At 72.1% G+C, this 21276-nt stretch carries 20 protein-coding genes; 12 read left to right on the top strand and 8 right to left on the bottom strand.

Annotated features, from left to right (window positions below):
- Window positions 1–319 precede the first annotated feature (319 nt).
- The 3 genes from ACH4OA_RS13735 to ACH4OA_RS13725 all read left to right on the top strand — a co-directional run bounded on the left by ACH4OA_RS13735 (window position 320) and on the right by ACH4OA_RS13725 (window position 3471).
- Entirely contained in the window at window positions 320–1165 is an 846-nt protein-coding gene (locus tag ACH4OA_RS13735) for a 2OG-Fe(II) oxygenase (protein ID WP_397969091.1), read from the top strand.
- Between the two features lie 5 nt (window positions 1166–1170).
- Window positions 1171–1878 carry a tRNA-dependent cyclodipeptide synthase gene (locus ACH4OA_RS13730; protein WP_397969090.1) on the top strand — a complete coding sequence of 236 codons (708 nt, stop codon included), beginning with the start codon at window positions 1171–1173 and terminating at the stop codon, window positions 1876–1878.
- Between the two features lie 81 nt (window positions 1879–1959).
- Window positions 1960–3471 (top strand): MFS transporter, encoded by a 1512-nt coding sequence (locus ACH4OA_RS13725; protein WP_397969088.1) that lies wholly within the window; start codon window positions 1960–1962, stop codon window positions 3469–3471.
- Between the two features lie 135 nt (window positions 3472–3606).
- On the opposite strand, the gene ACH4OA_RS13720 is transcribed toward ACH4OA_RS13725, so the two are convergent.
- Window positions 3607–4500, bottom strand: coding sequence for an NAD-dependent protein deacetylase (locus ACH4OA_RS13720; RefSeq protein WP_397969086.1), 894 nt, complete (start codon window positions 4498–4500; stop codon window positions 3607–3609).
- A gap of 80 nt (window positions 4501–4580) precedes the next feature.
- Window positions 4581–5219 carry a hypothetical protein gene (locus tag ACH4OA_RS13715; protein ID WP_397969084.1) on the bottom strand — a complete coding sequence of 213 codons (639 nt, stop codon included), beginning with the start codon at window positions 5217–5219 and terminating at the stop codon, window positions 4581–4583.
- Between the two features lie 263 nt (window positions 5220–5482).
- Here ACH4OA_RS13715 and ACH4OA_RS13710 point away from each other — a divergent pair, with 263 nt between their 5' ends.
- The 3 genes from ACH4OA_RS13710 to ACH4OA_RS13700 are packed head-to-tail and all read left to right on the top strand — an operon-like array spanning window position 5483 to window position 6924.
- Window positions 5483–5692 carry a hypothetical protein gene (locus ACH4OA_RS13710; RefSeq protein ID WP_397935798.1) on the top strand — a complete coding sequence of 70 codons (210 nt, stop codon included), beginning with the start codon at window positions 5483–5485 and terminating at the stop codon, window positions 5690–5692.
- A complete protein-coding gene (locus ACH4OA_RS13705) occupies window positions 5689–6429 on the top strand; it encodes a restriction endonuclease (protein WP_397969082.1) in 741 nt (246 codons plus the stop codon). Before ACH4OA_RS13710 ends, ACH4OA_RS13705 begins: the two co-directional genes overlap by 4 nt.
- Window positions 6430–6468: 39 nt before the next feature.
- The gene (locus ACH4OA_RS13700) at window positions 6469–6924 is read left to right on the top strand and encodes a hypothetical protein (protein ID WP_397935796.1); all 456 of its coding nucleotides are present in this window, start codon (window positions 6469–6471) and stop codon (window positions 6922–6924) included.
- A 26-nt stretch (window positions 6925–6950) separates the two neighbouring features.
- On the opposite strand, the gene ACH4OA_RS13695 is transcribed toward ACH4OA_RS13700, so the two are convergent.
- The 3 genes from ACH4OA_RS13695 to ACH4OA_RS13685 form a co-directional block, all read right to left on the bottom strand.
- On the bottom strand, window positions 6951–8078 hold the full coding sequence (locus tag ACH4OA_RS13695; protein WP_397969081.1) for a DMT family transporter: 1128 nt from the start codon (window positions 8076–8078) through the stop codon (window positions 6951–6953).
- Window positions 8075–8677 (bottom strand): TetR/AcrR family transcriptional regulator, encoded by a 603-nt coding sequence (locus tag ACH4OA_RS13690; RefSeq protein ID WP_365883778.1) that lies wholly within the window; start codon window positions 8675–8677, stop codon window positions 8075–8077. Before ACH4OA_RS13690 ends, ACH4OA_RS13695 begins: the two co-directional genes overlap by 4 nt.
- 120 nt (window positions 8678–8797) lie before the next feature.
- Complete coding sequence (locus tag ACH4OA_RS13685; protein WP_397969080.1) at window positions 8798–9625, bottom strand: alpha/beta fold hydrolase; 828 nt, start codon at window positions 9623–9625, stop codon at window positions 8798–8800.
- 476 nt (window positions 9626–10101) lie between these two features.
- Here ACH4OA_RS13685 and ACH4OA_RS13680 point away from each other — a divergent pair, with 476 nt between their 5' ends.
- The 3 genes from ACH4OA_RS13680 (at window position 10102) to ACH4OA_RS13670 (ending at window position 13012) form a co-directional block, all read left to right on the top strand.
- Window positions 10102–11394, top strand: a complete 1293-nt coding sequence (locus tag ACH4OA_RS13680) for an MFS transporter (RefSeq protein WP_397969079.1) — start codon at window positions 10102–10104, stop codon at window positions 11392–11394.
- A gap of 141 nt (window positions 11395–11535) precedes the next feature.
- The gene (locus ACH4OA_RS13675) at window positions 11536–12546 is read left to right on the top strand and encodes an aldo/keto reductase (protein ID WP_397946403.1); all 1011 of its coding nucleotides are present in this window, start codon (window positions 11536–11538) and stop codon (window positions 12544–12546) included.
- Between the two features lie 46 nt (window positions 12547–12592).
- Window positions 12593–13012, top strand: coding sequence for an SRPBCC family protein (locus ACH4OA_RS13670; protein ID WP_365883660.1), 420 nt, complete (start codon window positions 12593–12595; stop codon window positions 13010–13012).
- A gap of 19 nt (window positions 13013–13031) precedes the next feature.
- Here the strand turns inward: ACH4OA_RS13670 and ACH4OA_RS13665 are convergent, their stop codons facing one another.
- Window positions 13032–13400: a hypothetical protein gene (locus ACH4OA_RS13665; RefSeq protein WP_397969363.1), complete on the bottom strand. Its 369-nt coding sequence runs from the start codon at window positions 13398–13400 to the stop codon at window positions 13032–13034.
- Window positions 13401–13947: 547 nt separating this feature from the next.
- Between ACH4OA_RS13665 and ACH4OA_RS13660 the strand changes: the two genes are divergently transcribed.
- The gene (locus ACH4OA_RS13660; RefSeq protein ID WP_365883553.1) at window positions 13948–14292 is read left to right on the top strand and encodes a MerR family transcriptional regulator; all 345 of its coding nucleotides are present in this window, start codon (window positions 13948–13950) and stop codon (window positions 14290–14292) included.
- A 94-nt stretch (window positions 14293–14386) separates the two neighbouring features.
- Here ACH4OA_RS13660 and ACH4OA_RS13655 read toward each other — a convergent pair whose 3' ends face one another.
- Both ACH4OA_RS13655 and ACH4OA_RS13650 read right to left on the bottom strand, forming a co-directional pair.
- Window positions 14387–15256, bottom strand: coding sequence for a class II glutamine amidotransferase (locus ACH4OA_RS13655; protein WP_397935787.1), 870 nt, complete (start codon window positions 15254–15256; stop codon window positions 14387–14389).
- A gap of 83 nt (window positions 15257–15339) precedes the next feature.
- Complete coding sequence (locus ACH4OA_RS13650) at window positions 15340–16764, bottom strand: glutamate decarboxylase (RefSeq protein ID WP_397935785.1); 1425 nt, start codon at window positions 16762–16764, stop codon at window positions 15340–15342.
- 270 nt (window positions 16765–17034) lie between these two features.
- Between ACH4OA_RS13650 and ACH4OA_RS13645 the strand changes: the two genes are divergently transcribed.
- Window positions 17035–19413, top strand: a complete 2379-nt coding sequence (locus tag ACH4OA_RS13645) for a glycosyl hydrolase family 18 protein (RefSeq protein WP_397969077.1) — start codon at window positions 17035–17037, stop codon at window positions 19411–19413.
- A gap of 178 nt (window positions 19414–19591) precedes the next feature.
- Window positions 19592–21136 (top strand): prenyltransferase/squalene oxidase repeat-containing protein, encoded by a 1545-nt coding sequence (locus tag ACH4OA_RS13640; protein WP_397969075.1) that lies wholly within the window; start codon window positions 19592–19594, stop codon window positions 21134–21136.
- Window positions 21137–21276: the final 140 nt, after the last annotated feature.

The raw sequence follows: 21276 nt of genomic DNA, 5'->3' as shown, positions 1-21276 counted from the left end.
TCTGCGCAAGCCGGAGTGAATCGGTGAAGCCTTTTCATCCGGTGATGGCGCATCTTTACGAGAAACCCTAGTCAGTAAACCGGGCGCCCGGAACGGTTGGCGCGCATACTGGCGGATCCCGGCTGGCCTTTGCCGCATGAACGTGCCGCCGAGGCGTCATTGTTTCTTGTGTGTAAAATGATTGCTCTGCACATCTTTTTCCTCTGGCATATGCCAAGGGCATTAAAAGGTCATGAGTAAGGATCGTTTCCGAGCCAGCCGCTGATAGTTTCCGATCGCACCTAACATCGCTTGACTGTCTCGTTGCCAAGTGATTGCAATGGGTATCCGTCAGGCCGTTCCGCTGCGGCGAAATCACCTGGAAACTGCAAAGGGTGCTCCCGTGTCAGACATCAGGGAAATCACTGCCCGCGTCTTCTCGCATGCCGACATCCAATCCGTCATCGACGGGACATGCCTAGCCGTTCACATCCCGCAGTTCATCCCCGGTCTCGTCTTGGAGACCGTCCGGGAGAAGTTGGTGGAGCATCCCGACCGGGGTGGGCTCAGTCAGGCGTCGGAGTTCCAGCGCATAGGTTTCGCGTTCTCCGAGATAAGCGACGAAGCGTCCCGTGACCGGTACTACGCGGAAGCTCGGGACAACATCCAGCGCATGCGCGATCTGTTCGCCCCGTACGCCTGCCCCAGCGACGTCCTGCGGCTGCTGCTGGAGGAGGCGTGGGGCGCCGGCGCCCATCTGCTCCGGCTCGACGGACGCAAGGCGTTCATCGGCATCTGCCGCTACCAGGACAAGAACGTCGACCTCAACCCGCACACCGACGCCCTGGAGCGGAACCTGCCCGCCGAGTCCGGTCACTCGCTCAAGGCGCAGCTGTCGGCGAACATCTACATCGACATCCCCGAGAGCGGTGGCGAACTGGAGCTGTGGGGCGTCGAGCCGACCGAGGACGAGTACGCCCGCCTGCGCGGCGAGCGTACCTGGGGCATCGACCGGGACAAGGCCGGACCACCCCGCACCGTGATCAAACCGGCTCCCGGCGACCTCCTGCTGCTCAACCCGCGGCAGATCCACGCGGTGCGCCCGTCCGGTGACCGCCCGCGGATCACCCTGGGTCACTTCATCGGCTTCCACGGCGAAGACCGTCCGCTCCAGCTGTGGAGCTGACACCGATGACCGAGTACACCGTGGACGGACGTACGAAGGCCAGTTTCGGGCAGGCCGGCAAAGAGATCGACCTGGCCGGCCGCCGGACCATCCTGCTGATCAGCGTGGGCCAGCGCTACCACGAGGGCGACAAACTCCGCGCCACCGTGGAACTGCTCAACCGCAGCGGATTCCGCCACGTCACCATCGCGGTGGCGGACACGCTGCAACGCACCAACTATCTGGAACTAGATCCCGGGGCGGCGCGTCGTCGTGCCCTGCGTGAAGGCGACGAATGGCTGGAGCGGAACGGGAAGGTTCTCGGCCGGCTCAGTGTGCCCAATGACGTGCTCCGCTGGGACGAGGCATTGCGGGATCCCGATTATCCCCGTTTCCTCCAGCAGGTGGAAAACGCCTACCGGGATGATTCTCACTACCGTGCCGCAGTGGACGCCACGATCCGGAGATTTATCGAGCGCATGGTGGCCAGGGATCCGGACGTCGATACCGACGAGGCGTTCAAAGCCTGCCTGGCCTATCTCGTCGAGGAATGCCCCATCATCCAGCCGATGTGGGCCTACCAGGGATACGACCATGTCGTATACCCGCAGCCGATGACGGAGGCCATGGCTGAAACCCATCGGCTGTTCGTCGCCCGGGAATACCCGGGTAAGGGAGGGTGGCTCTCCCTGAAGTTCAAGAAACGGGCGGCGGCCTCTCCGGCGGCTGCCTGACTGTACACAATCAATCCGGCGTAGAGGACGCACTCTGTGACTCCAGCAACAACTGACCGTAAATGGTGGGCTTTCGCCGGCGTGGGTCTGATCAGTTTCCTCGGCTGTATCGACCTGACCATCGTGAACACCGCGGCACCGCGCATCCAGGCCGACCTGGGGGCCTCGGTGGCGGAACTGCAGCTCATCGTGAACATGTTCATCGTCGCCCTGTCGATGTTCATGGTGGCCATGGGGCGGTTGGCCGACGCGCACGGCCGCCGTCGCGTCCTCTACGCCGGTACCGTCGTCTTCGGCCTGGCCTCGCTCGGTGCCGGACTCGCTCCCGACATCGGCTGGTTGATCGTCTTCCGGTTCCTCCAGGGAGCGGCATGCGCGATCCTGTACACGTCCACCGGTGCCATCGTGCAGAACGCCTTCCCGTCCGGGCAGCGCGGCCGGGCCATGGGCGCCCTGTACGGCGTCAACGGCTTCGGCCTCGCCATCGGCCCGCTGCTCGGCGGTGTCCTGGTGTCGGCGGCGGGCTGGCGCTGGATCTTCTGGCTCAACGTGCCGCTCGTGGCGATCGCCCTCGCCGTGTGCTCCTTCAGCGTCCGCGAGTCACGCGACGAGACGGCGACCGGCCGACTGGACTGGCCCGGTCTTGCCCTGTCCGGCCTGGGTATCCCGGCCGCTGTCCTCGCCCTCACCCTCGGCGGCACCTGGGGCTGGACCAGCCCGGCGACGCTGGGCCTCGCCGTCTTCGCCGTCGTCGCTCTCGTCGCCTTCGCCCTCGTCGAGCGCCGCAGCAGCGCCCCGCTGCTCCACCTCGGCCTGTTCCGCAAGCCGGCCTTCGTCGCGGCACTCTCCTCCGACTTCGCGCTGGCCTGTTTCTACACCACCGTGCTCTTCCTCGTCCCGCTGTACCTGAGCACGGTGCGCGGCCTGGACGGCTACGCCACCGGCGCCCTGCTGCTGCCCTGTACGGCGGTGATGGCTGTCCTGTCCCCGTTCATCGGCCGTCTGATCGACCGGTTCGGACCACGGCCACTGCTGGCGGTCGGCTTCGTCGCCTTCGCCGTCTCCGCCCTGCTCCAGACCCAGTTGACCGCCGACACCTCCCTGACGCGGCTGGCGGTCGCACTCGTGGCGATGGGCATCGGCTGGGGCTGCGTCCTCAGCCCGGCGACGGTCTCCGCGCTGTCGGCCGTACCGGAAAGGCAGGCGGGGCTGGCCGTCGGCTCCTCGTGGACCTTCCACAACCTCGGCGGCGCGGTGGGCCTGGCCGTCTCCGTGGTCCTCTTCCGCTCCTTCGCCTCCGACCGGCTGACGACGGAGCTGGCGCGGCACCACCAAGAGGGCGGCTCCTGGACCGAATCCGTGGTCACCAACCCGGAGCACGCCACCCGGGTGCTGGCCCGGGAGACCTCCCTCGCCCCCGCTGACGTCGACCGGGTCTTCGGCGCGGTCTTCAGCCATGGCATGCAAGCCGCCATGTGGCTGCTGACCGGCGTTTCCCTCGCCGCCCTCGCCGTCATCGCGCTGCTGTCCCGCACAGCGGCCGGCCGGCCGGCGGACGAGCCGGAGAGCGTGCCGGCGGGACAGTCCGCGTAGGCGGCACGTAGGCGGCACGTAGGCGGAACAGAGACGCTCCCCGGGCACGCGGTGCTTCCGGGGAGCGTCGCGGCACGTCACCCGAGTGCCCCGGCAGCGAACGTCTCGGCCGGGCCCCGGTCGCGGCCGTAACTCTCAGGCGTCCTCGGCGACGTGGAGACCCAGCCGGGCGGCCACGGTGGTCAGGGACGGCCCCAGGGGGAGCGCGACGCGGGTGACGGCGTGCCGGTCACCGCGCGTCGGATCCCGGTTGACGATCAGGACCGGTTTGCCGGCCCGGGCCGCCTCGCGGACGAAGCGGAGCCCGGACATCACGGTCAGCGAGGAGCCCAGGACCAGGAGCGAGGCAGCCTCCCGGACCAGTGCGCGGCAGTGCTCGACTCGTAGCAGCGGCACGTTCTCGCCGAAGAACACCACGTCCGGCTTGAGGATGCCGCCGCAGCGCGCGCAGGGCACCACGCGGAAGTCCCCGACCTGTGCGTCGGTGAGATCGGCGTCGCCGTCCGGGTTGATGCCGGCGGCCACCGGCTCGAAGCCCGGGTTGGCTTTTTCCAGCCGCCGGGCCAGTTCCGCGCGCGGGCCGCGGTCGCCGCAGGACAGACAGACCACCCGGTCCAGGCCCCCGTGGAGTTCCACGACGTCCTGGCTGCCGGCGGCCTGGTGCAGCCCGTCGACGTTCTGGGTGATCACCCCGGAGAGCAGGCCGTGCCGCCCGAACGCGGCCACGGCCCGGTGCCCCGCGTTGGGCCTGGCACGCCCGAACGTGCGCCAGCCGAGATGGCTGCGCGCCCAGTACCGGCGCCGGGCCCGGGCGTCGGCGGCGAACTCCTGGTAGGTCATCGGGGTGTGCCGGCTCAGGCTCCCGCCCTCGCCCCGGTAGTCGGGGATGCCCGACTCGGTGGAGATGCCCGCGCCGCTGAGCACCAGCACACCGCCGGTGCCCAGCGCCTCGACGACCGGCCCCAGGTCCGTGGTGCCCGGCGGCAGGTCCTCGGCGGGGGTCCAGCTCAGAGTGGGGCGTATCCGCATGCAGCCAGGGTACGGAACAGCCGCCATCCCTCCTCGCCGGGCAGGACTTGCTCCCTGGGCGCGGCACATCGGCGGGTTGCTCAGCACTGCCACAGGAACTTCGCGTGGCCGCACGGTGCGCAGGCGAACGCGTAGGCGCTGCCGCTGCCGCCGAAGTTCATGGCGGTGCTGTGGTCCGGCCCTTCCTCGAGCTGGACGATCAGGGGCATGGGAGCGGCGCACGAGGCGCAGGACGGGGTCTCGTCGCCCTGTAGCCAGGCGGGGCGGCCGCCCAACTGGCCGAGCACGGATGTCGCGGGCCGGCCGTGCGCCGCGGCCCACTCCTCGCGGGCCCGGCCGTAGTCCGGCGCGTCCACCCGCACCAGGCCGACCGCGCGGACGGAACCGAGCAGCAGTGCCTCGTCGGCACCGTCCGCGGGCCGGGGCAGCGGCTGGAGGGCGTCCGCCGGGAAGAGCAGGGCCTGGTTCCCGCCGGAGTCCGGCTCCCAGTCGTCGCACATGCCCGGATCGTTCTGGCACGCGAACAAGGCGAGCACCGCGTGGTCCGTCGTCCCGTACCCGAGGTCGGCCAGGACCACCTGGGCGAGGAACTGCATCGGACCGTCGCACGAGGTGCAGCGGGGCCACGGAGTGCCGGCCGGTGCCAGGGGCACTCCGCCGGTCCGGGTCACCCGGGCGGCCGGCGCGACCGGGCCCGCCTCGATCATGAGAGTCGTCATGGCGTGGACTCTAGGACGGCCCGGTGACATCACCCGGAAGCCCGGAAGCCCGGAAGCCCGGAAGCCCGGAAGCCCGGAAGCCCGGAAGCCCGGACCCGGCCCCCGGTGGCCCACCGCACGGTATCCGGCCAGACCCGACGGTTTCATGCCATTCGTCGGCAATCCTCCTCCCGCGTCACCGGCGCCCGGCTACACAAGAAGATCCGGGGCGGCGCACCGCCGTCCCGGGGGGCGATGACGGGTCGTGGGGGAGGTCCGGACGGTTGCTGACCATCAATGTGGCGGTGCTGCTCGCGGTCATCGTGTTCTTCCGGCTGCGGCGGCGAACGCAGTCCCGTAGCCGCAGCGACGAGAAGACGACCGTCCTCATCGTGCTGGCACTGGGCATCCTGATCGCACCCACTCCGCTCGGGCAGGGCATCCAGAACATCCTGCGCCAGCTCGCGGCCGGCGTCACCCAGGCCGGCCGATGAGCCCCCGCACCCGCCCCCACACCCGCGGGCGCCGGCCGGCGACCCGGCGCGCGCCGGCGCGGCGCGGCAGCCGCGGGCCGGGCCGGCGACGGCAGCGCGCGGACGACCGGCTGACCGGCCGTCTCGTGGCCGGGGTCCTGGCCGTCGCCCTGCTGGTGGCCGTCGTCGACTGGCTCCTGGACCACTGGTGGGTCCTGGTCGTCATCGGCGTGATCGGAGTGCTCGCCGGCGGCGGCCTGCTGTACCGCAGACGGCAACGGACCCGGTGGGAGGCCGTCCGCGCACAGGGCCTGCGCTACGGGCTGCCCTACCTGGACGCCCTGCACCACTCCCGGTTCGAGGAGGCGGTGCGGGACCTGATGCGCCGTGACGGCTGCCCGGACGCGGTCCGTGTCGGGGGCGGCGGAGACCTGGGCGCCGACGTGAAGGCCACCGATCCCTACGGGCGGCGCTGGGTGATCCAGTGCAAACACCGGCGCAGCGGCCTCGCCGGCTCCGCGGTGGGCACGCCGGACCTCCAGATCCTCAACGGCACCGCCCGCCAGGTCCACGGCGCCGACGTCGCGGTCATCGTGACCAACGGACGGGTGACCGCACCCGCCGTGGCCTTCGCCAGGCAGCAGCGCCTCCACGTGGTGGACCGCCACACCCTCGGCGTGTGGGCGTCCGGCGCACGGCCCTTGTGGGAGCTGCTGCGCGCCGTACCGCCGCCGCGCAGACCGACCGCGCTCTCCTGAGGTGCCCGCGGCCGGATCCGCTCGGGCATGATCGAGTGCATGAGACACGCACATCTGCCGACCACCGAGGCCGCGGTCGCCGCGATACGCGGTGTCGCGGCGGACTTCCGGCTGTCGATGTCGGTCACCGACGACATCGGGGCGGACCGGACGTCGCGTCGTACGTCGGCCGCGCCCTTCGCGGTGTTCGATCCCGACGGCTCGCTGCCGCACGAGGCGTTCGTGGAGCTGGCGGGACCGCCGTCGGTGAGCGTCCGGCTCTTCCCCGAGGACGACGCGAAGATCACCGTCGACGGTGTGGAGTTCGACGACGTGCCCCGCGACTCCGTCCCCGCGTTCCTCCGGTCCGTCTATCGCGGGCTCGCCTTCACCAAGGGCCGGCTGTTCCCGTTCGGCCAGTGGCTCGTCGTACCGCTGCCCGCGGACGAGACGTACAGGGAACTGATCCCGGGCTTGGCCCTGACGCCCTGGCTGGCCGGGCGCGTCCGCGGCTAGGACGTCCGCGGCCAGGACATCCGCGGCTACGACGCCGCGGCCGGTGGCGGTCCCGGCGGGCGGTCGACGGCGTGTGCTGGGGCGTGAGGCACCGGGACGGACGGTCCGGGGGGTGGAGAAGACGGTCTACGACTGTCACCGGCTGTCCGGCCGTCGGTGGAGCCCGGAGGCGCCGCGCCGGACGCTTCGCGCGGGCCCGTCGTGCCCGCCTCGGGCCGGCGGCGGAGCCGGGGCGCCGGGGCGGTCAGGACCGCCAGACAGGCGATGACGAGCGCGACGCCGGTCCAGCCCGCGACGGGGAGGCGTTCGCCGACGATCAGGACGGCGAGGACGGCCGCGACGGCGGGTTCGAGCAGGGACAGGGTGGTGGCCGTGCTGGCGTGGACGTGGGCGAGTCCCCAGCCGAACAGGACGTAGCCGCCGAACATGGGGACCAGCGCCATGTAGGCGCCGACGGCCGCGTTCGACCAGGAGTCGAGGAACGGGGCGCCGGTGGCCGGCAGGACGGGCAGCAGGAGCAGTCCGCCGAGCCCGAAGACGGCGCCCATCGCCGTACGGGAGGGAAGCTGCCGGGTGATGAGCCGGTGAGCCGCCCAGGAGTAGAGGGCGTACGTGACGGCGGCGACCAGGCCGAGGCCGACGCCGGCCAGCGTGGCGGCCACCGAGGACTGCCCGGTGCCGTGGGAGGTGCGGGCGGAGCGGGCGGCTTCGGCGGCGCACAGCAGGACGGTGCCCAGCAGACCGAGCGAGGCCGCGAGTGTCCAGCGGCGGGTGAGCCGGCGGCCGTCCACGACGCGTTCGATCAGGGCCGAGGCGAGCGGGGCGGTGCCGATCGAGACCACGGTGCCCACGGCGACCCCGGCCAGGCGCATGGAGCTGTAGAAGGCCAGGGGATAGACCGCCACGGAGACCGCGCCGAGCAGGACCGTGCCGCGCTGGTCACGCAGGCGGGCGGTGTCGCGCGCGATCCGCGGGGCGGCGAGGAGGGCCTGGAGGAGACCGCCCAGGCCCATGGCGGCGGCGCCGATCGCCAGCGGGCCCACCCCGGGGGCGAACGTGGCGGCGGTGCCGGTCGTGCCCCACAGCACCGAGGCGGCCAGTACGCACAGCGCGCCGGTCGGCGCGGACCGGTCGTGTCCGCCGGACCGCCTCACAGCCGGTCCAGCAGGCCGACCGCCAGGCGGCGGGCGTGCCGGAGGCGGTCGCCGTCGCCTTCCAGGCCGGCCCGGGCCATCGCGCCTTCCAGGAGGAAGGCGAGGTGCTCGGCCAGGGCGCGCGCCTCGTCGGCACGGCCGGGCAGCAGTTCCTCCAGGTGGCCCGCGATCAGCCGCTCGACCTCCTCCTTGTGGGCGCGCACCACGGCGCGGCCCTCGTCGCCGACGGGGAGTTCCGCGGCGGCGTTGAGCAGGCCGCAGCCGCGGAAACCGTGCTCGTAGGCGAACGCCGCGTGGTCGGCGTAGGCGTCGAACACCGCCAGCACACCGTCGCGCGGGCCCTCGGCGTGCTCCAGCCGCTTCCGGTAGAGGCCGAGCCACTCCTCGTGGCGGGCGTCGAGGTAGGCCCGGACCAGCTCCGCCTTGGAGGCGAAGTTGTTGTAGAGGCTCATCTTCGCCACGCCGGCCTCGACGGTGATCGTGTCGATGCCCGTGGCGGCCACGCCGTCGGCATAAAAACGGCGGGCCGCCGCCTCCAGCAGCCGAGCCCTGGCCGGACGCCGCCTCGGATTGCCGGAACTCACCCTGGTCTCGCTCATCGCCATCCAAACTAGGTAGGTAGGTCTACCTAGAATAGGCGCGTCACGGCTCCCTCGGAAGGGGGATCGTGACCTCGACGCCCAGCGGAGCGACCTCGGGGCCGGCCCGGCGGGGGCAGGTCAGCGTGCGAGGAAGTCGAGGAGATCCCGGTTGAACCGCTCCTTGTCGCCGGGCACCAACGCGATGCCGTGGGAGCCGCCCTCGTACACCTTGAGGTCGGCGCCGGGAATGATCCGGGCGGACTTGCGGCCGGTGGCGTCGATGGGGACGACCTGGTCGTCGTCGCCGTGCACCACCAGGGTGGGGATGTCGAACTTCTTCAGGTCGTCGGTGAAGTCCGTGTAGCCGAAGGCGTCCACGCAGCGCACGCCGCCCTCGATGGTCTGCGCCATGCCCATGTACCAGAAGGCATCCTTGTTGCCCTGTGTCACCTTGTTCCCGGGCCGGTTCGCGGAGAAGAAGCCCTCCGCGGCGTCCTTCCAGAACTGCGAGCGCTCGGTGAGGATGCCGTCCTTGATCGATGCGAACACCTCGTCCGGCACACCCTCGGGATTGCTCTCCGACTTCGCCATAATCGGCGGGACCGCGGACAGCAGCACCGCCGAGCGCAGCCGCCCGGTGCCGTGCCGGCCGACGTAGCGGGCGAGTTCGCCGCCGCCCATGGAGTGCGCGACCAGCGTGGCGTCCCGCAGGTCCAGGTGGGTCAGCAGGTCGTTCAGGTCGTCGGCGAAGGTGTCGAAGTCGTAGCCGTCCCAGACGGGCGTGGAGCGTCCGTGGCCGCGGCGGTCGTGCGCGATGCCGCGGAACCCGGCGTCCGCGACCGCCTTGAGCTGGTCCTGCCAGGCGTCACCGTTGAGCGGCCACCCGTGGATGAACACCACGGGCCTGCCCCGGCCCCAGTCCTGGTAGAAGATCTCCACACCGTCGCGCGTCGTGCAGACCGGCATTACCGTCAGTCCCTTCGGTGGGGAACGCGTGGGGGACCGGGCTCGGTCCCGGACCGTGTGAGCGCGGCGGATCGCACTCTCCCGCCAATATGTCCCGTGCCGGTGGCCGCTGCCACCGGGGGAGTGGACGGCGGTCTTGGCGGAGCCCCTGCCCGTGGCGGCTCGCCCGATGCACCGGGAGACGGTCATCCGAACCGGGGCCCGGCATCCTTCGGGGAACCCTCGCCGGTCGACGAGACGCTCGGCGCCGGCCAGGTCCGGCTGCTGTCCACACCGAACGGCCAGTCGATGCGGAAGAGCGACTCCCGCACGGTGATCCCCCTGGGCTGAACGCTACGCCGTCACCTCGTCGCCCCGCCGGTCAGCCGCGCGTCGACGCGGCACCGCGGCACACCTCCTGGCCGTACCGCGGTGTATGAGGACGCCGACTGGATAACCGGGCGTTTCCCACTGGCACGAGGCGAGGGAGTGACCGCGTGAGCGGACGGGGTACGTCAGCCGTGTCGCGTACGGCCTGGCAGGTCGGTGGTGTCGGGGTGGCGGCCCAGGCGGTGGCCTACGGCTTCGCCCGGTACGGATACGGGCTGTTCCTCCCGGACCTGCGCGACCGTTTCGGACTCTCGACCTCGGTCCTGGGTCTGGTCAACAGCGTGTCCAACGCCGGGTATCTGGTGGCGCTGCTGCTGGTGGGGACGCTCGTCTCGCGGCTCGGTCCGCGTCCCATGGTGGTCGCGGCCGGGGTGACGGCGGGGATCGGCATGGTGACGGTGGCGCTGGCCGGGAGCACCTGGGTCCTCGTCGTGGGGTTCGTGGTGGCGGGGATGGCCTCCGGCTTCTCCTGGGCGCCGTTCTCCGACACCGCCGACCGCCTCCTGCCGGACCGCACCCGCGAACGGGTCATGGCCCTGATCCCGAGCGGCACCGCCTTCGGCGTCACCGTGGCCGGACCGCTGGCCCTGGTCACCCGGGGGGCGAACTGGCGGTACGCCTGGCTCGGGTTCGCCCTCGTCGCCTTCGCGATGGCCTGGTACGCGGCGCGGGTGCTGCCCGCCGGGCGCCACGAGGGGAAGGCGGACCAGGGCGGGAGGACCGTCACGGCGCGCTGGTTCCTGCGCCCGGCGGCCGCCCCGCTGTACCTCACCGCGTTCGTCTACGGCGTCATCGGCGCCTTCTACTGGACCTTCGCCCTGGAGGCCGTCTCGGACGCGGCAGGGAAGAACTCCCCGGTGGCGCCGCTCTTCTGGACGCTCATGGGGCTGGCCGGGATCGGCAGCGTGCTCGCCGGCGCCTTCTTCCTGCGCCTCGGACTGCGGCTCGGCCAGGCGGTGCTGTTCCTGGCGCTGTCCGCCGCGATCGCGCTGCTGGGACTGGCCCCCGGCGCCCTCGCCGCGGTCGTCGCGTCGGCCGTCCTGTACGGTCCGGCCTTCATGGCCGCGTCGTCGCTGCTCGCGCTGTGGAGCTACCGCGTCTTCCCCGGGCAGCCGTCGACCGGTTTCAGCGCCACCGTCCTGGCACTCGGCCTCGGGACGCTGACGGGGCCGGTCTCCCTGGGCGCGGTGGCGGACCACTACGGCGTGCGCACCGCGTTCCTCGTGACGGCGGCCGTGGCCCTGGTGACCCTGGCTCTCCGGCCCCCCGCGCGGCGACCCGAGGACGACACCGCGCGGCGACCCGAGGAGGACACCGCGCGGCGGGAGGACACGCGCGCCACATCCCCGGGAGCCCCGTCCGGGGACCGGGCAGGCAGCGGGCCCACGGCGTGCCGGTGACCGGCAGGACGGGACGCCTCGGTGTCCGGAGCGGCAGACGGGGGCCGGCGGCCGGTGCCGGGCTCGTTTGCATTACCCCGCGCCTGCAACTATTGTCTAGGCTTATAAACAGCGCCTGCAATTAGATGGAGAGGCACCCGCATGTCCCTCAAGGAAATCCTTCCCGGCCGGCTCGGATTCGGCACCGCCCCGCTCGGCAACATGTTCCGCGCGATACCCGAGGAGGACGCCCTCGCCACCGTGGAAGCGGCCTGGGACCAGGGCGTCCGCTACTACGACACGGCCCCCTTCTACGGAGCCGGCCTCGCCGAGGAGCGCCTGGGGAAGGTCCTGTCGGCCAAGCCCCGCCACTCCTACGTGCTGTCCAGCAAGGTCGGCCGCGTCATCCTCGACGAGCCGGAGACCGATGTCCCCGACTTCGGCGAGAAGGGCGGGCTGTTCGAACACGGCAACCCTCACAAGGTGCTCCACCAGTGGACCGCCGAGGCCACCGAGCGCTCGATCGAGGGCAGCCTCAAGCGCCTGGGCGTCGACCGCCTCGACATCGTCTGGGTCCACGACATCGCCCAGGACTTCCACGGCGACCTGTGGCTGGCGAAGTTCGAGGAGGCCCGCACCGGCGCCTTCCGCGTCCTGTCCCGCCTGCGCGAGGAGGGCGTCATCAAGGCCTGGGGCCTCGGTGTCAACCGCACCGAGCCCATCGAGCTGACGCTCGCCCTGGACGAGCCCCGGCCCGACGGGTTCCTCCTCGCCGGCCGCTACACCCTCCTCGACCACGAGCACGCCCTGGGGCGCCTGCTGCCCATGGCCCAGGAGCGGAACGCCGAGATGATCGTCGGCGGCCCCTACAGCTCCGGCGTCCTCGCCGGCGGCACCCACTTCGAGTACCAGCAGGCCCCGCCGGAGATCATCGAGCGCGTCGGTGCGCTGAAGGCGCTCGCCGGCAAGCACGGCGTCGGCATCAAGGCCGCCGCCCTTCAGTTCTCCCTCGCCCACCCGGCCGCCGCCGCCGTCGTTCCCGGCGCCACGCGTCCCAGCCGCATCGCCGAGGACACCGCCGCCCTGAACGAGGACATCCCGGCCGCCTTCTGGACGGAACTCCGCGAGAGCGGCCTCGTCAGCCCGGCGGCCCCGCTCCCCGACGGCGCCTGACCCCGGCCGCCTCCCAGACCACCCGAACCAGAACAGGAGAACGACCATGGCATCGACCTCGGTCAGCCGCGTCCTGCCCGCCTCGCCGGAGCGGGTCTGGAACCTCATCGGCGGGTTCGGCTCCCTGCCCGACTGGCTCCCCTCCATCCCCGGGAGCACCGCGCTCGAAGGCGGCCGGGTCCGCCGGCTGACGAATGCGGACGGCGGGGTCGTCGTCGAACGTCTCGTGGACTTCAACGAGGCCGAGCGTCACTACAGTTACACCATCGTCGAAGCCCCGTTCCCCGTCACGGGCTACCTCGCCACCCTCCGGGTCCACGCGATCCCCGGCCGGGAGGACGCCGCCGAGGTGCAGTGGTCCGGCCGCTTCACCTCCGACGGCGTCGGCGAGGAGGAACTGGTCGAGCTGTTCACCGGGATCTACCGCGAGGGCCTCGACGCCCTGCACGCGAAGCTGTCCGCCTGACACCACCCGGGCCCGGGGATCAGGCGGTGACCGGCCCCGGCTCCGTGTCGGCATCCGATGCCGTGCTCTCTTCGGCGCGCGGACCGTCGAGGAAGCGGAGCAGCACCGTGGCTTCCGCGCGGAGCCGGGCGGCCCGGGCGGCGTGCGGGGGAGCGGTCAACTGTGCCGCGGCGCGCAGCCGTTCGGTGGCCTCGGTCCGTACGAGATCCACCACGGCGCGTTCGCTCAGCTCGCGCCGCGCCGCCTCGGTGACGCCGACACCGGCCGGTGACTGCTCCAGGGCCAGGCCGCGCGGCGCGGCTTCGTCCACGGGAACCGCCTCGGCGTTGTCCAGCGCGGCGAGCGTGGTGCGCAGGGCGCTCACCGCGGCATGGTCGCGGGCGCGCAGCGCTTCCGGCAGTGCTCGGCGCATACGGAGGCGTAGAGGCATGCGGACGACCTTATGGCGGCGCCTCGGGAGCCACAACGCGTTTGCGTGGCCATGGCCTGGACTCCGGAGGAAAACTATCTCCGTCACAGTAGACATTGCTTCATGAGAGGGCTACTGTTTCTCGTGTACTCAGGAAGTCGATGAGAACACGGCACGGACGTCGTGCCAGCAGGACCAGTAGGAAGCAGTCCGGCACGACCGGGCCGCGAGCAGTACTGAGCAGTACCCGCGTTGTCCAGCAGTACCACCCTGTAACCGAAGGTAAGGAGCCGAACGCCATCAGGATCGCCCGGGCGAGGAAGACGTCCGCCCGGGTACCGCAGGCCCCGGATGGGAAGGTGGTCCACGGTCGAGCATCCGCGATCCCCGCAGCCCCGCCCCCCGCGGCGGCGCAGCGGAACGAAGAGGGCCGGCACGGTGTGCCGGTAGATGATGGTGAAAGCTCGGGGCCCGGGTGCCGCACGGCACCCGGGCCCCCCGACGCGTCCCCAGGAAGAAGAGGTCTATGCCCCCTGCCGCTTCCCGTCCCGTCGACAATCTCGACGACGACGACTACCCCGCCTACACCATGGGCCGCGCCGCCGAGATGCTCGGCACCACCCCGGCCTTCCTCCGCGCCCTCGGCGACCACCGTCTGATCACCCCCTTGCGCTCCGAAGGCGGCCACCGCCGCTTCTCCCGCTATCAGCTGCGCGTCGCCGCCCGCGCCCGCGAACTCGTCGACGAGGGCACTCCCATCGAGGCCGCCTGCCGCATCGTCATCCTGGAAGACCAGTTGGAAGAAGCCCGGCGCATCAACGAGGAACTGCGTGCCCGGCGCGGCGAGTACCCGTCGACGAGCAGCGTCTGAGCACCACGCCGGCTGACGGACGGACATCCGCCGCGGCCCGCGCGAGGCCGGCGACAGCGCGGCGGGGCCGGGGAGCCGGCCGGGCGGGGCCGGGTCACGCCGTCTTCTGCGAGGCGGCGGCGTCGGGACGCAGATCCGCCAAGGCGAGCTGGTGCGCCGGGGGCTCGGTCAGGACCACCTGGCGGGCCGTGCCGAGGTCCGGCCCGACGTGGAGCAGTTCGCCCGGCTCCATCAGGCGCCAGTCGGGGTGGTCGTCCATGCGCTCGCTGGCGACCACCACGGCCGGGAGTCCGGCCAGCTCCGTGGAGTGGACGCGCATGCGCCCGTGACCGCCGCTGTGGTCCAGGTGGCGCACCCCGTGCTGTCCGCCCGCCGGGCGCTCGAGGACGTACAGCTCGTGCGTGTCGGGATAGCGCAGGGCCCACAGCCGGTCTGGGGTGACGAGGACGAGGTTGAGGGCGTAGACGGGCAGGTGGCGGGCGACCCACCGGGCGGCGTCCCGGATGCCGGCGCCGACGTCGCCGCCGTTCTCGCGCGTCTCCCGGGTGATCAGGGCGAAGAGACGCTCGGAGTCGGTGTCGCCCCCGACCAGTGACCGGTCCTCGCCCAGGTGGTCGTCGAGCAGGTCGAGCCCCTCGATGACGCCGTTGTGCGCGAAGAGCCGTCCGTCCTGTTCGAAGGGGTGGGTGTTGCGGGCGTCCAGGCCGCCGGTGGAGGCGTAGCGCACATGGGCGACGAAGGTGGCCGACTCCACCAGGCGGGCCTCCTCGGCGAAGGCGCGGTCCTGATACGCGGCGATCGGCGCCTTGTCCACCCGTGGGGCGCCGTCCGCCGTGAAGTAGCCCAGACCCGTGCCGTCAGGGTCGTGACGGCTCTGCCGGCTGAGGCTGTCGGGGGCGTCCAGCAGCCAGAACGTCGCGCGGGTGCGCCGCGGCGCACTGCTGAGACCGAACAGGCGGCACATGCTTCTTCTCCTTGGTCGCCGGACAGCCGGCCGGTCGTGTGCCCGTGCGGTGCGCGCCGGGCGGGTGTCCGGTGGGGGCGGGGTCAGTGGCGGCCCGGGCGCCGGGGGTTCTTGGTCTCCGCGCCATGGGCGAAACCGCCCGCGTCGTCGGCGTCGCGGTGCGGTTCGCGCTGCTTCCCCAGCCGGGGCAGGACGCGGCGCAGGTCCTCCAGGAGCAGGTCGGCGAGGTCGTGACTGAAGCCGTTGCGGACCACGACGCGCAGGACGGCCAGGTCGGTGCGGTTCTTGGGGAAGGTGTACGCGGGCACCAGCCAGCCGCGCTCGCGCAGGGCGGCGGAGACGTCGAAGACGCTGAAGGCGTCGATTCCGTCGCGCATCCGGAAGGCGAAGACGGGGATCTCGCTGCCGTCCGTGACCAGCTCGAACGGGCCCAGCCCGGCGATCTCGGCGGCCAGGCGGGTGGCGACGTCACGGCAGGTCTGCTGGACCCGCCGGTAGCCGTCGAAGCCGAGGCGCAGGAAGTTGTAGTACTGGGCGACGACCTGGGCGCCGGGCCGGGAGAAGTTCAGCGCGAAGGTCGGCATGTCGCCGCCGAGGTAGTTGACGTGGAAGACGAGGTCGTCGGGGAGGGCATCCTTGTCGCGCCACAGCGCCCAGCCGATGCCGGGCATGACCAGGCCGTACTTGTGGCCGGAGGTGTTGATGGAGGCGACCCGGGGCAGCCGGAAGTCCCAGACGAGGTCCGGGTCGAGGAAGGGCGCGATCATGGCCCCGGAGGCGCCGTCCACGTGGATCGGGATGTCGAGGCCGGTACGGGCCTGGAGGCCGTCCAGGGCGGCGGCGATGCCGGCGACGGGCTCGTAGCTGCCGTCGAACGTGGAGCCGAGCACGGCGACGACCCCGATGGTGTTCTCGTCGCACAGCTCGACCGCCTCGTCCGGCGTGAGGTGGTAGCGGTCGCCCTCCATCGGGACGTAGCGCGGTTCGACCTCGAAGTAGTCGGTGAACTTCTCCCAGCAGATCTGCACATTGATGCCCATCACGAGGTTGGGCCGGTCGGCGGGCTTGCCCTCGGCCCGCCGCCGGTGCTGCCAGCGCCGCTTGAGCGCCAGCCCGCCGAGCATCGCCGCCTCGCTCGATCCGGTGGTCGAGCAGCCCATCGTGTGGCGCGGGTCGGCGGCGTGCCAGAGCCGGGCGAGCATGTGGACGCACCGGTTCTCGAGTTCCGCGGTCTGCGGATACTCGTCCTTGTCGATCATGTTCTTGTCGGCGCACTCGGCCATCAGCCGCTGCGCCTGGGGTTCGGCCCAGGTGGAGACGAACGTCGCCAGGTTCTGCCGGGCGTTGCCGTCGAGCATCAGCTCGTCGTGGACCACCTGGTAGGCGGTGTCCGGTTCCATCTCTCCGTCCGGCATCGCGTACCGGGGCACCGTGACGGGCTCCCGGCTGAAGATGGGGTTGACCTGGAGGTCCCTGCTCTTGCCGCGGTCGTCACGCTTCGCCGTCATACGTGCTCGGTCCTCTCTGCCCAGGCCGCCAGTGGCGTTGTCCGGGGTTCCCCGCCGCCACGCCCGCCAACCCGGCCGGACGGAACCGCACGCTCCCGGGTGAGCCGCCGGCGACCCGCGCGGACCCACGTCTCCCCGCCGGACCCGTCCCCTGCTCCCCAGCCCGTTGACGCATTGGTCCAGACCTTCTACGTTGTGAGCGCTCGGTCAGGCAACGCGCACGCACGGTTCACCTCACCCCTGTACCACCCCACGACAACAGGGAGAACCATGTTCCACCGGCGCAGACCACCGCTCACCCCGTCCCGCAGACACCCGCGCGGGACACTCCCCAGCCCCGGCACCGGCGCCGTACCAGGCGTCCGGCGTCGTGATGCCCGGTCGCGGCGGTGGATCGCCGCCCTGGGCACCGCGCTGCTCCTGCCGCTCGGACTGCTCACCGCGCTCGCCGCGCCCGCCCACGCGGCCGGGACGCTGACGGCGGCGTTCACCACCCAGGACAACGGCTCGTGGTGGAAGGGCACGTACGTCGTCCGCAACAGCGGCCCGGCCGCCGTCAGCGGCTGGAGCCTGGAGTTCGACCTGCCGGCCGGGGTCTCGGTGACCGGCCACTACAACGGTGACGCGACCGTCTCCGGACGGCACGTGACCGTGAAGAACGCCTTCTACAACGCCGGTGTCCCGGCCGGCGGCAGCACCGAACCGTACAGCTACTGGTTCATCGCCAACGGGCCGATCGCCGCCCCGACCGGCTGCACCGTCAACGGCGACAAGTGCGACGGCACCCCCGACGTGCCGCCGACCGCGCCCGGCACGCCGAAGGCGACCGCGGTCACGGCGCACTCGGTCGCGCTGGGCTGGACCGCCGCACAGGGCGGCGACCACGCCGTGGCCTCGTACGAGGTGCTCAGCGGCTCGGACACCGTGGCCACCGCGACCGGCACCTCCGCCACCGTCACCGGCCTGAGCCCGGCGACGGGTTACACGTTCACCGTGCGCGCCAAGGACACCCGCGGGAACGTGGGACCGGCGAGCGCGCCGCTGACCGTCAAGACCGTCGACCCGGCGACCGACCCGACCCCGCCGACCGCGCCCGGCACCCTGCGCACCACCGGCAAGACGGCCTCCAGCATCGCCCTGGCCTGGGACAAGTCCACGGACAACGTGGGCGTCGCCGCCTACGACGTGTACCGCGGCGGCACCCTGGTGAAGTCCGTCGGCGCGGACACCACGACGGCCACCGTCGACGGGCTCTCACCCGCCACCGCCTACACCTTCACCGTCAAGGCCCGCGACACCGCCGACAACAGCTCACCGGCCTCCAACGCGGTGACCGCCACCACCGACGACGTGGCCGGGGCGGGCAGGCAGCTCAAGGTGGGCTACTTCGCGCAGTGGGGCATCTACGGCCGCCAGTACTTCGTGAAGAACCTCGACACCTCGGGCGCCGCGGCCAAGCTGGACGTGGTCAACTACGCCTTCGAGAACCTCGATCCGGCCAACCTCACCTGCCAGGCGGGGGTCACCAAGGGCGTCTCCGCCAACCCGCAGGACCCCGACGAGGGCACCGGCGCGGGCGACGCGGACGCCGACTACGCGCGTCCCCTGTCGGCCGCGCAGTCGGTGGACGGCGTCGCCGACGACGGCTGGGGCAAACTCCGGGGCAACCTCAACCAGTTGAAGAAGCTCAAGGCCAAGTACCCGAAGCTGAAGGCCGTCGTGTCGCTCGGCGGCTGGACGTACTCGAAGTTCTTCTCGGACGCCGCCGCCACGCAGGCCTCCCGGGAGAAGTTCGTCAGGTCCTGCGTCGACGTGTGGATCAAGGGCGATCTGCCCGTCTACAACGGCGCGGGCGGCCCGGGCACGGCCGCCGGGATCTTCGACGGCATCGACATCGACTGGGAGTGGCCCGGATCCGAAGGACACCCGGGCAACCACTACGGCACCCAGGACAAGGCCAACCTGACCGCGCTGCTCGCCGAGTTCCGCAAGCAGCTCGACGCGCTCGGCGGCGAACACCGGCTGCTGACCGCGTTCACCCCGGCCGACCCGGCGAAGATCTCCGCCGGCTGGGACCTGAGCAGGATCTTCGACTCGCTCGACTACGCCAACGTGCAGGGGTATGACTTCCACGGCGCCGGCAGCGACAACTCCTGGGAGCCCAAGCGCGCCGGCCACGGCTCCAACCTGTACGCCGACGCGCAGGACCCGTACCCCTTCCACTTCAGCGTCGAGAACGCGATCAAGGTCTATCTCGACGCCGGGGTCAACCCCCGCAAGCTGACGGTGGGTTTCCCGTTCTACGGGCGCGGCTGGCAGGGCGTGACCGACGGCGGGGTCGCCGGTGAGTGGCAGGACGCAGGCGGCGCGGCGCCCGGCCAGTTCGACACCGAGGCCGGGGTGCGCGGCTACCAGAACCTGATCACCAGCTTCCCGTCCCTGACCGTCCGGCACGACGAGCAGTCCGTGTCGACGTACGGCTACACCGGTCCGGGCGGCCAGTGGTGGACGTTCGACGACGCCTGGTCGATCGGGAAGAAGACGGCCTGGATCAAGTCCAAGGGGCTGCTGGGCGGCTTCGTCTGGGAGATGTCCGGCGACACGCCGAACGGTCAGCTGATGACCGCGCTGAACGACGGACTGAAGTAACCGGACCACCGGCGCCCCGCGCCGCGTACGGCCCCCGGGCGGGCGGACGGCGCACCGCCCGCCCGGGGCATCTCACCGGCGGACCGGCCCCGGCCGGGGCGCAACCATGGGAGCCGGTGTCCGTACGGCAGCCGGGACGGTTTGGACGCGGCACCGGTGCGGGTGCATGGTGACAGCCATGGGCGTGGTCCCCTCCCCGCGAGACGGTCTGACGGCGGCCCGGCAGCGGCTGGCCGGGCGCGTTCTGGCGCGGATCGGCCGGGACGGGCTGGTCCAGGCCCCCTGCCGTAGTCGCGCACTGGAGTCCGCGCTGGCGCTGCCCCTGCTGCGCCGGTACGCGCCGCATCCGGCCGCCGCGGCCAGGCTGACCGGCCATCTGCGGCACCGCGCCGCAGCCCGGCCGGAGCCCCGACTCGACGCGCTGGTCGCCGCCGCCGCGCTGCGGCCGGGAGGATCCGGGCGGGCGCTGGGTTCGGTCCTGGACGGCTTCGTCCACTTCACCGGTGCGCGCAAGCGCCTGTTGCTGCGCGCCGTGGACACCGCGCTGGCAGGCCCCGGGGCCGCCCCCGCTTCCGCGTCACCCGCGGACCTCGGCGGGACGACGGCGGACCTGCATCCGTGGAGCGCGGCCGTGGTGACGGCGTGCCTGGTCATCGAGACCGGCCGCGCGGACACCGCCCAGCGCCGGCTGCTGCTCGCCGCGCAGCGCGGCCCGGGCATCTGGGAGGGGCACGTGCTGTGCCACCTGCTGACCCTGCACGCACTCGCCCGTCTGGGCGGACACGAGGACGTGGTCACGGCCGGCGTGGCAGGGCTGCCGGCCCATCAGAGAGCCGACGGCGGGTTCCCGTTCATCTGCGGTGAGGAAGTGTTCGTCTCCGCCCTCGCCGCGTCGGCCCTGGCCGGCAGCGCCGACGAGACGGCCCGTCGCGCCGCGCACCGCGTCTGCGGCCGTCTCGCCCGCCTCCAGGGCGACGACGGCGGCTGGGCGTACGCGCCCCGGGTCGAGCAGACCGACGTGGACACCACCTGCGTGGTGCTGGAGGCACTGCGCGCGACGGACCCCGCCCGCCACCATGGCGCCGTCCGGGCGGGCGAGCGCTACCTCCTGGCGCTGCGCGGCGCCGACGGCGGCTTTCCCACCTACCGGGCGGGCGCGCCGTCCGAAGTGGTGATGACCGCCGCCGCGGCCGGCACGCTCGACCCCGCCGCACCCGGCGCACCGGAGGTGCTCGCCGGCGCCCTCACGTTCATCACCGGACGCCAGAACCCTGCCGGAACCTACGAGGAAGGATGGAGCCGCAGCGACGCCAACGCCCTGCTGCGGACGCAGTGGGCGCTGCGCCGCGCCGCCCTGGTCCCCGACCCGGCGGTACGCCGGGCCGCGCGGGAGGCGACCGGCCGCGCCCTGGGCTACCTGGCCGTCAGCCGCAACGCGGACGGCGGGTGGGGCCAGCGGCCGGGCGAGCCCAGCGATCCCGTCAGCACGGCCTTCTCCCTCGGCACCGAGGCGGTCGCCGGCGCGGCCTCGGAACCCTCGCTGCGGCGCGGCCTCGGCTATCTGCTCTCCCGGCAGGCCGGTGACGGATCCTTCCCCAGCCGGCCCGACTCCACCGGGCCGCGCGGACTGGTCTTCGACGTGCCCGCCCTCGCGGACGTCTACGTCCTGCGTGCCCTCACCTGCGTCCAGAGCCTGGGCGGAACGGGGCGGAGCGAGCGGTGACCCCGGCTCGCTGCGCCGGCCGCCCGCTCCTTTATCAGCCAGTGCCCTCGTGCGGCCGGGAACGCGTGCTCGCCGTTCATCCGTCGCACACATCGACCTTTGTCCGGGCTTATCTGAACGAGTCGCGGAGATCAGCCCCG

The sequence above is a fragment of the Streptomyces sp. NPDC017095 genome (genome assembly GCF_044332325.1).
GTDB lineage: Bacteria > Actinomycetota > Actinomycetes > Streptomycetales > Streptomycetaceae > Streptomyces.
The sequence above is the reverse complement of the archived record's forward strand: the minus strand, read 5'-3'. Positions and strand labels throughout refer to the sequence as shown.

What these genes read in the sequence shown, in the direction of transcription:
- ACH4OA_RS13720 (WP_397969086.1), bottom strand. Translation starts at nt 4,500, where the DNA reads ATGCGGATACGCCCCACTCTGAGCTGGACCCCCGCCGAGGACCTGCCG.
- ACH4OA_RS13715 (WP_397969084.1), bottom strand. Translation starts at nt 5,219, where the DNA reads ATGACGACTCTCATGATCGAGGCGGGCCCGGTCGCGCCGGCCGCCCGG.
- ACH4OA_RS13655 (WP_397935787.1), bottom strand. Translation starts at nt 15,256, where the DNA reads ATGTGCCGCCTGTTCGGTCTCAGCAGTGCGCCGCGGCGCACCCGCGCG.
- ACH4OA_RS13660 (WP_365883553.1), top strand. Translation starts at nt 13,948, where the DNA reads ATGCCCCCTGCCGCTTCCCGTCCCGTCGACAATCTCGACGACGACGAC.
- ACH4OA_RS13735 (WP_397969091.1), top strand. Translation starts at nt 320, where the DNA reads ATGGGTATCCGTCAGGCCGTTCCGCTGCGGCGAAATCACCTGGAAACT.
- ACH4OA_RS13650 (WP_397935785.1), bottom strand. Translation starts at nt 16,764, where the DNA reads ATGACGGCGAAGCGTGACGACCGCGGCAAGAGCAGGGACCTCCAGGTC.
- ACH4OA_RS13705 (WP_397969082.1), top strand. Translation starts at nt 5,689, where the DNA reads ATGAGCCCCCGCACCCGCCCCCACACCCGCGGGCGCCGGCCGGCGACC.
- ACH4OA_RS13730 (WP_397969090.1), top strand. Translation starts at nt 1,171, where the DNA reads ATGACCGAGTACACCGTGGACGGACGTACGAAGGCCAGTTTCGGGCAG.
- ACH4OA_RS13675 (WP_397946403.1), top strand. Translation starts at nt 11,536, where the DNA reads ATGTCCCTCAAGGAAATCCTTCCCGGCCGGCTCGGATTCGGCACCGCC.
- ACH4OA_RS13700 (WP_397935796.1), top strand. Translation starts at nt 6,469, where the DNA reads ATGAGACACGCACATCTGCCGACCACCGAGGCCGCGGTCGCCGCGATA.
- ACH4OA_RS13645 (WP_397969077.1), top strand. Translation starts at nt 17,035, where the DNA reads ATGTTCCACCGGCGCAGACCACCGCTCACCCCGTCCCGCAGACACCCG.
- ACH4OA_RS13670 (WP_365883660.1), top strand. Translation starts at nt 12,593, where the DNA reads ATGGCATCGACCTCGGTCAGCCGCGTCCTGCCCGCCTCGCCGGAGCGG.
- ACH4OA_RS13640 (WP_397969075.1), top strand. Translation starts at nt 19,592, where the DNA reads ATGGGCGTGGTCCCCTCCCCGCGAGACGGTCTGACGGCGGCCCGGCAG.
- ACH4OA_RS13690 (WP_365883778.1), bottom strand. Translation starts at nt 8,677, where the DNA reads ATGAGCGAGACCAGGGTGAGTTCCGGCAATCCGAGGCGGCGTCCGGCC.
- ACH4OA_RS13685 (WP_397969080.1), bottom strand. Translation starts at nt 9,625, where the DNA reads ATGCCGGTCTGCACGACGCGCGACGGTGTGGAGATCTTCTACCAGGAC.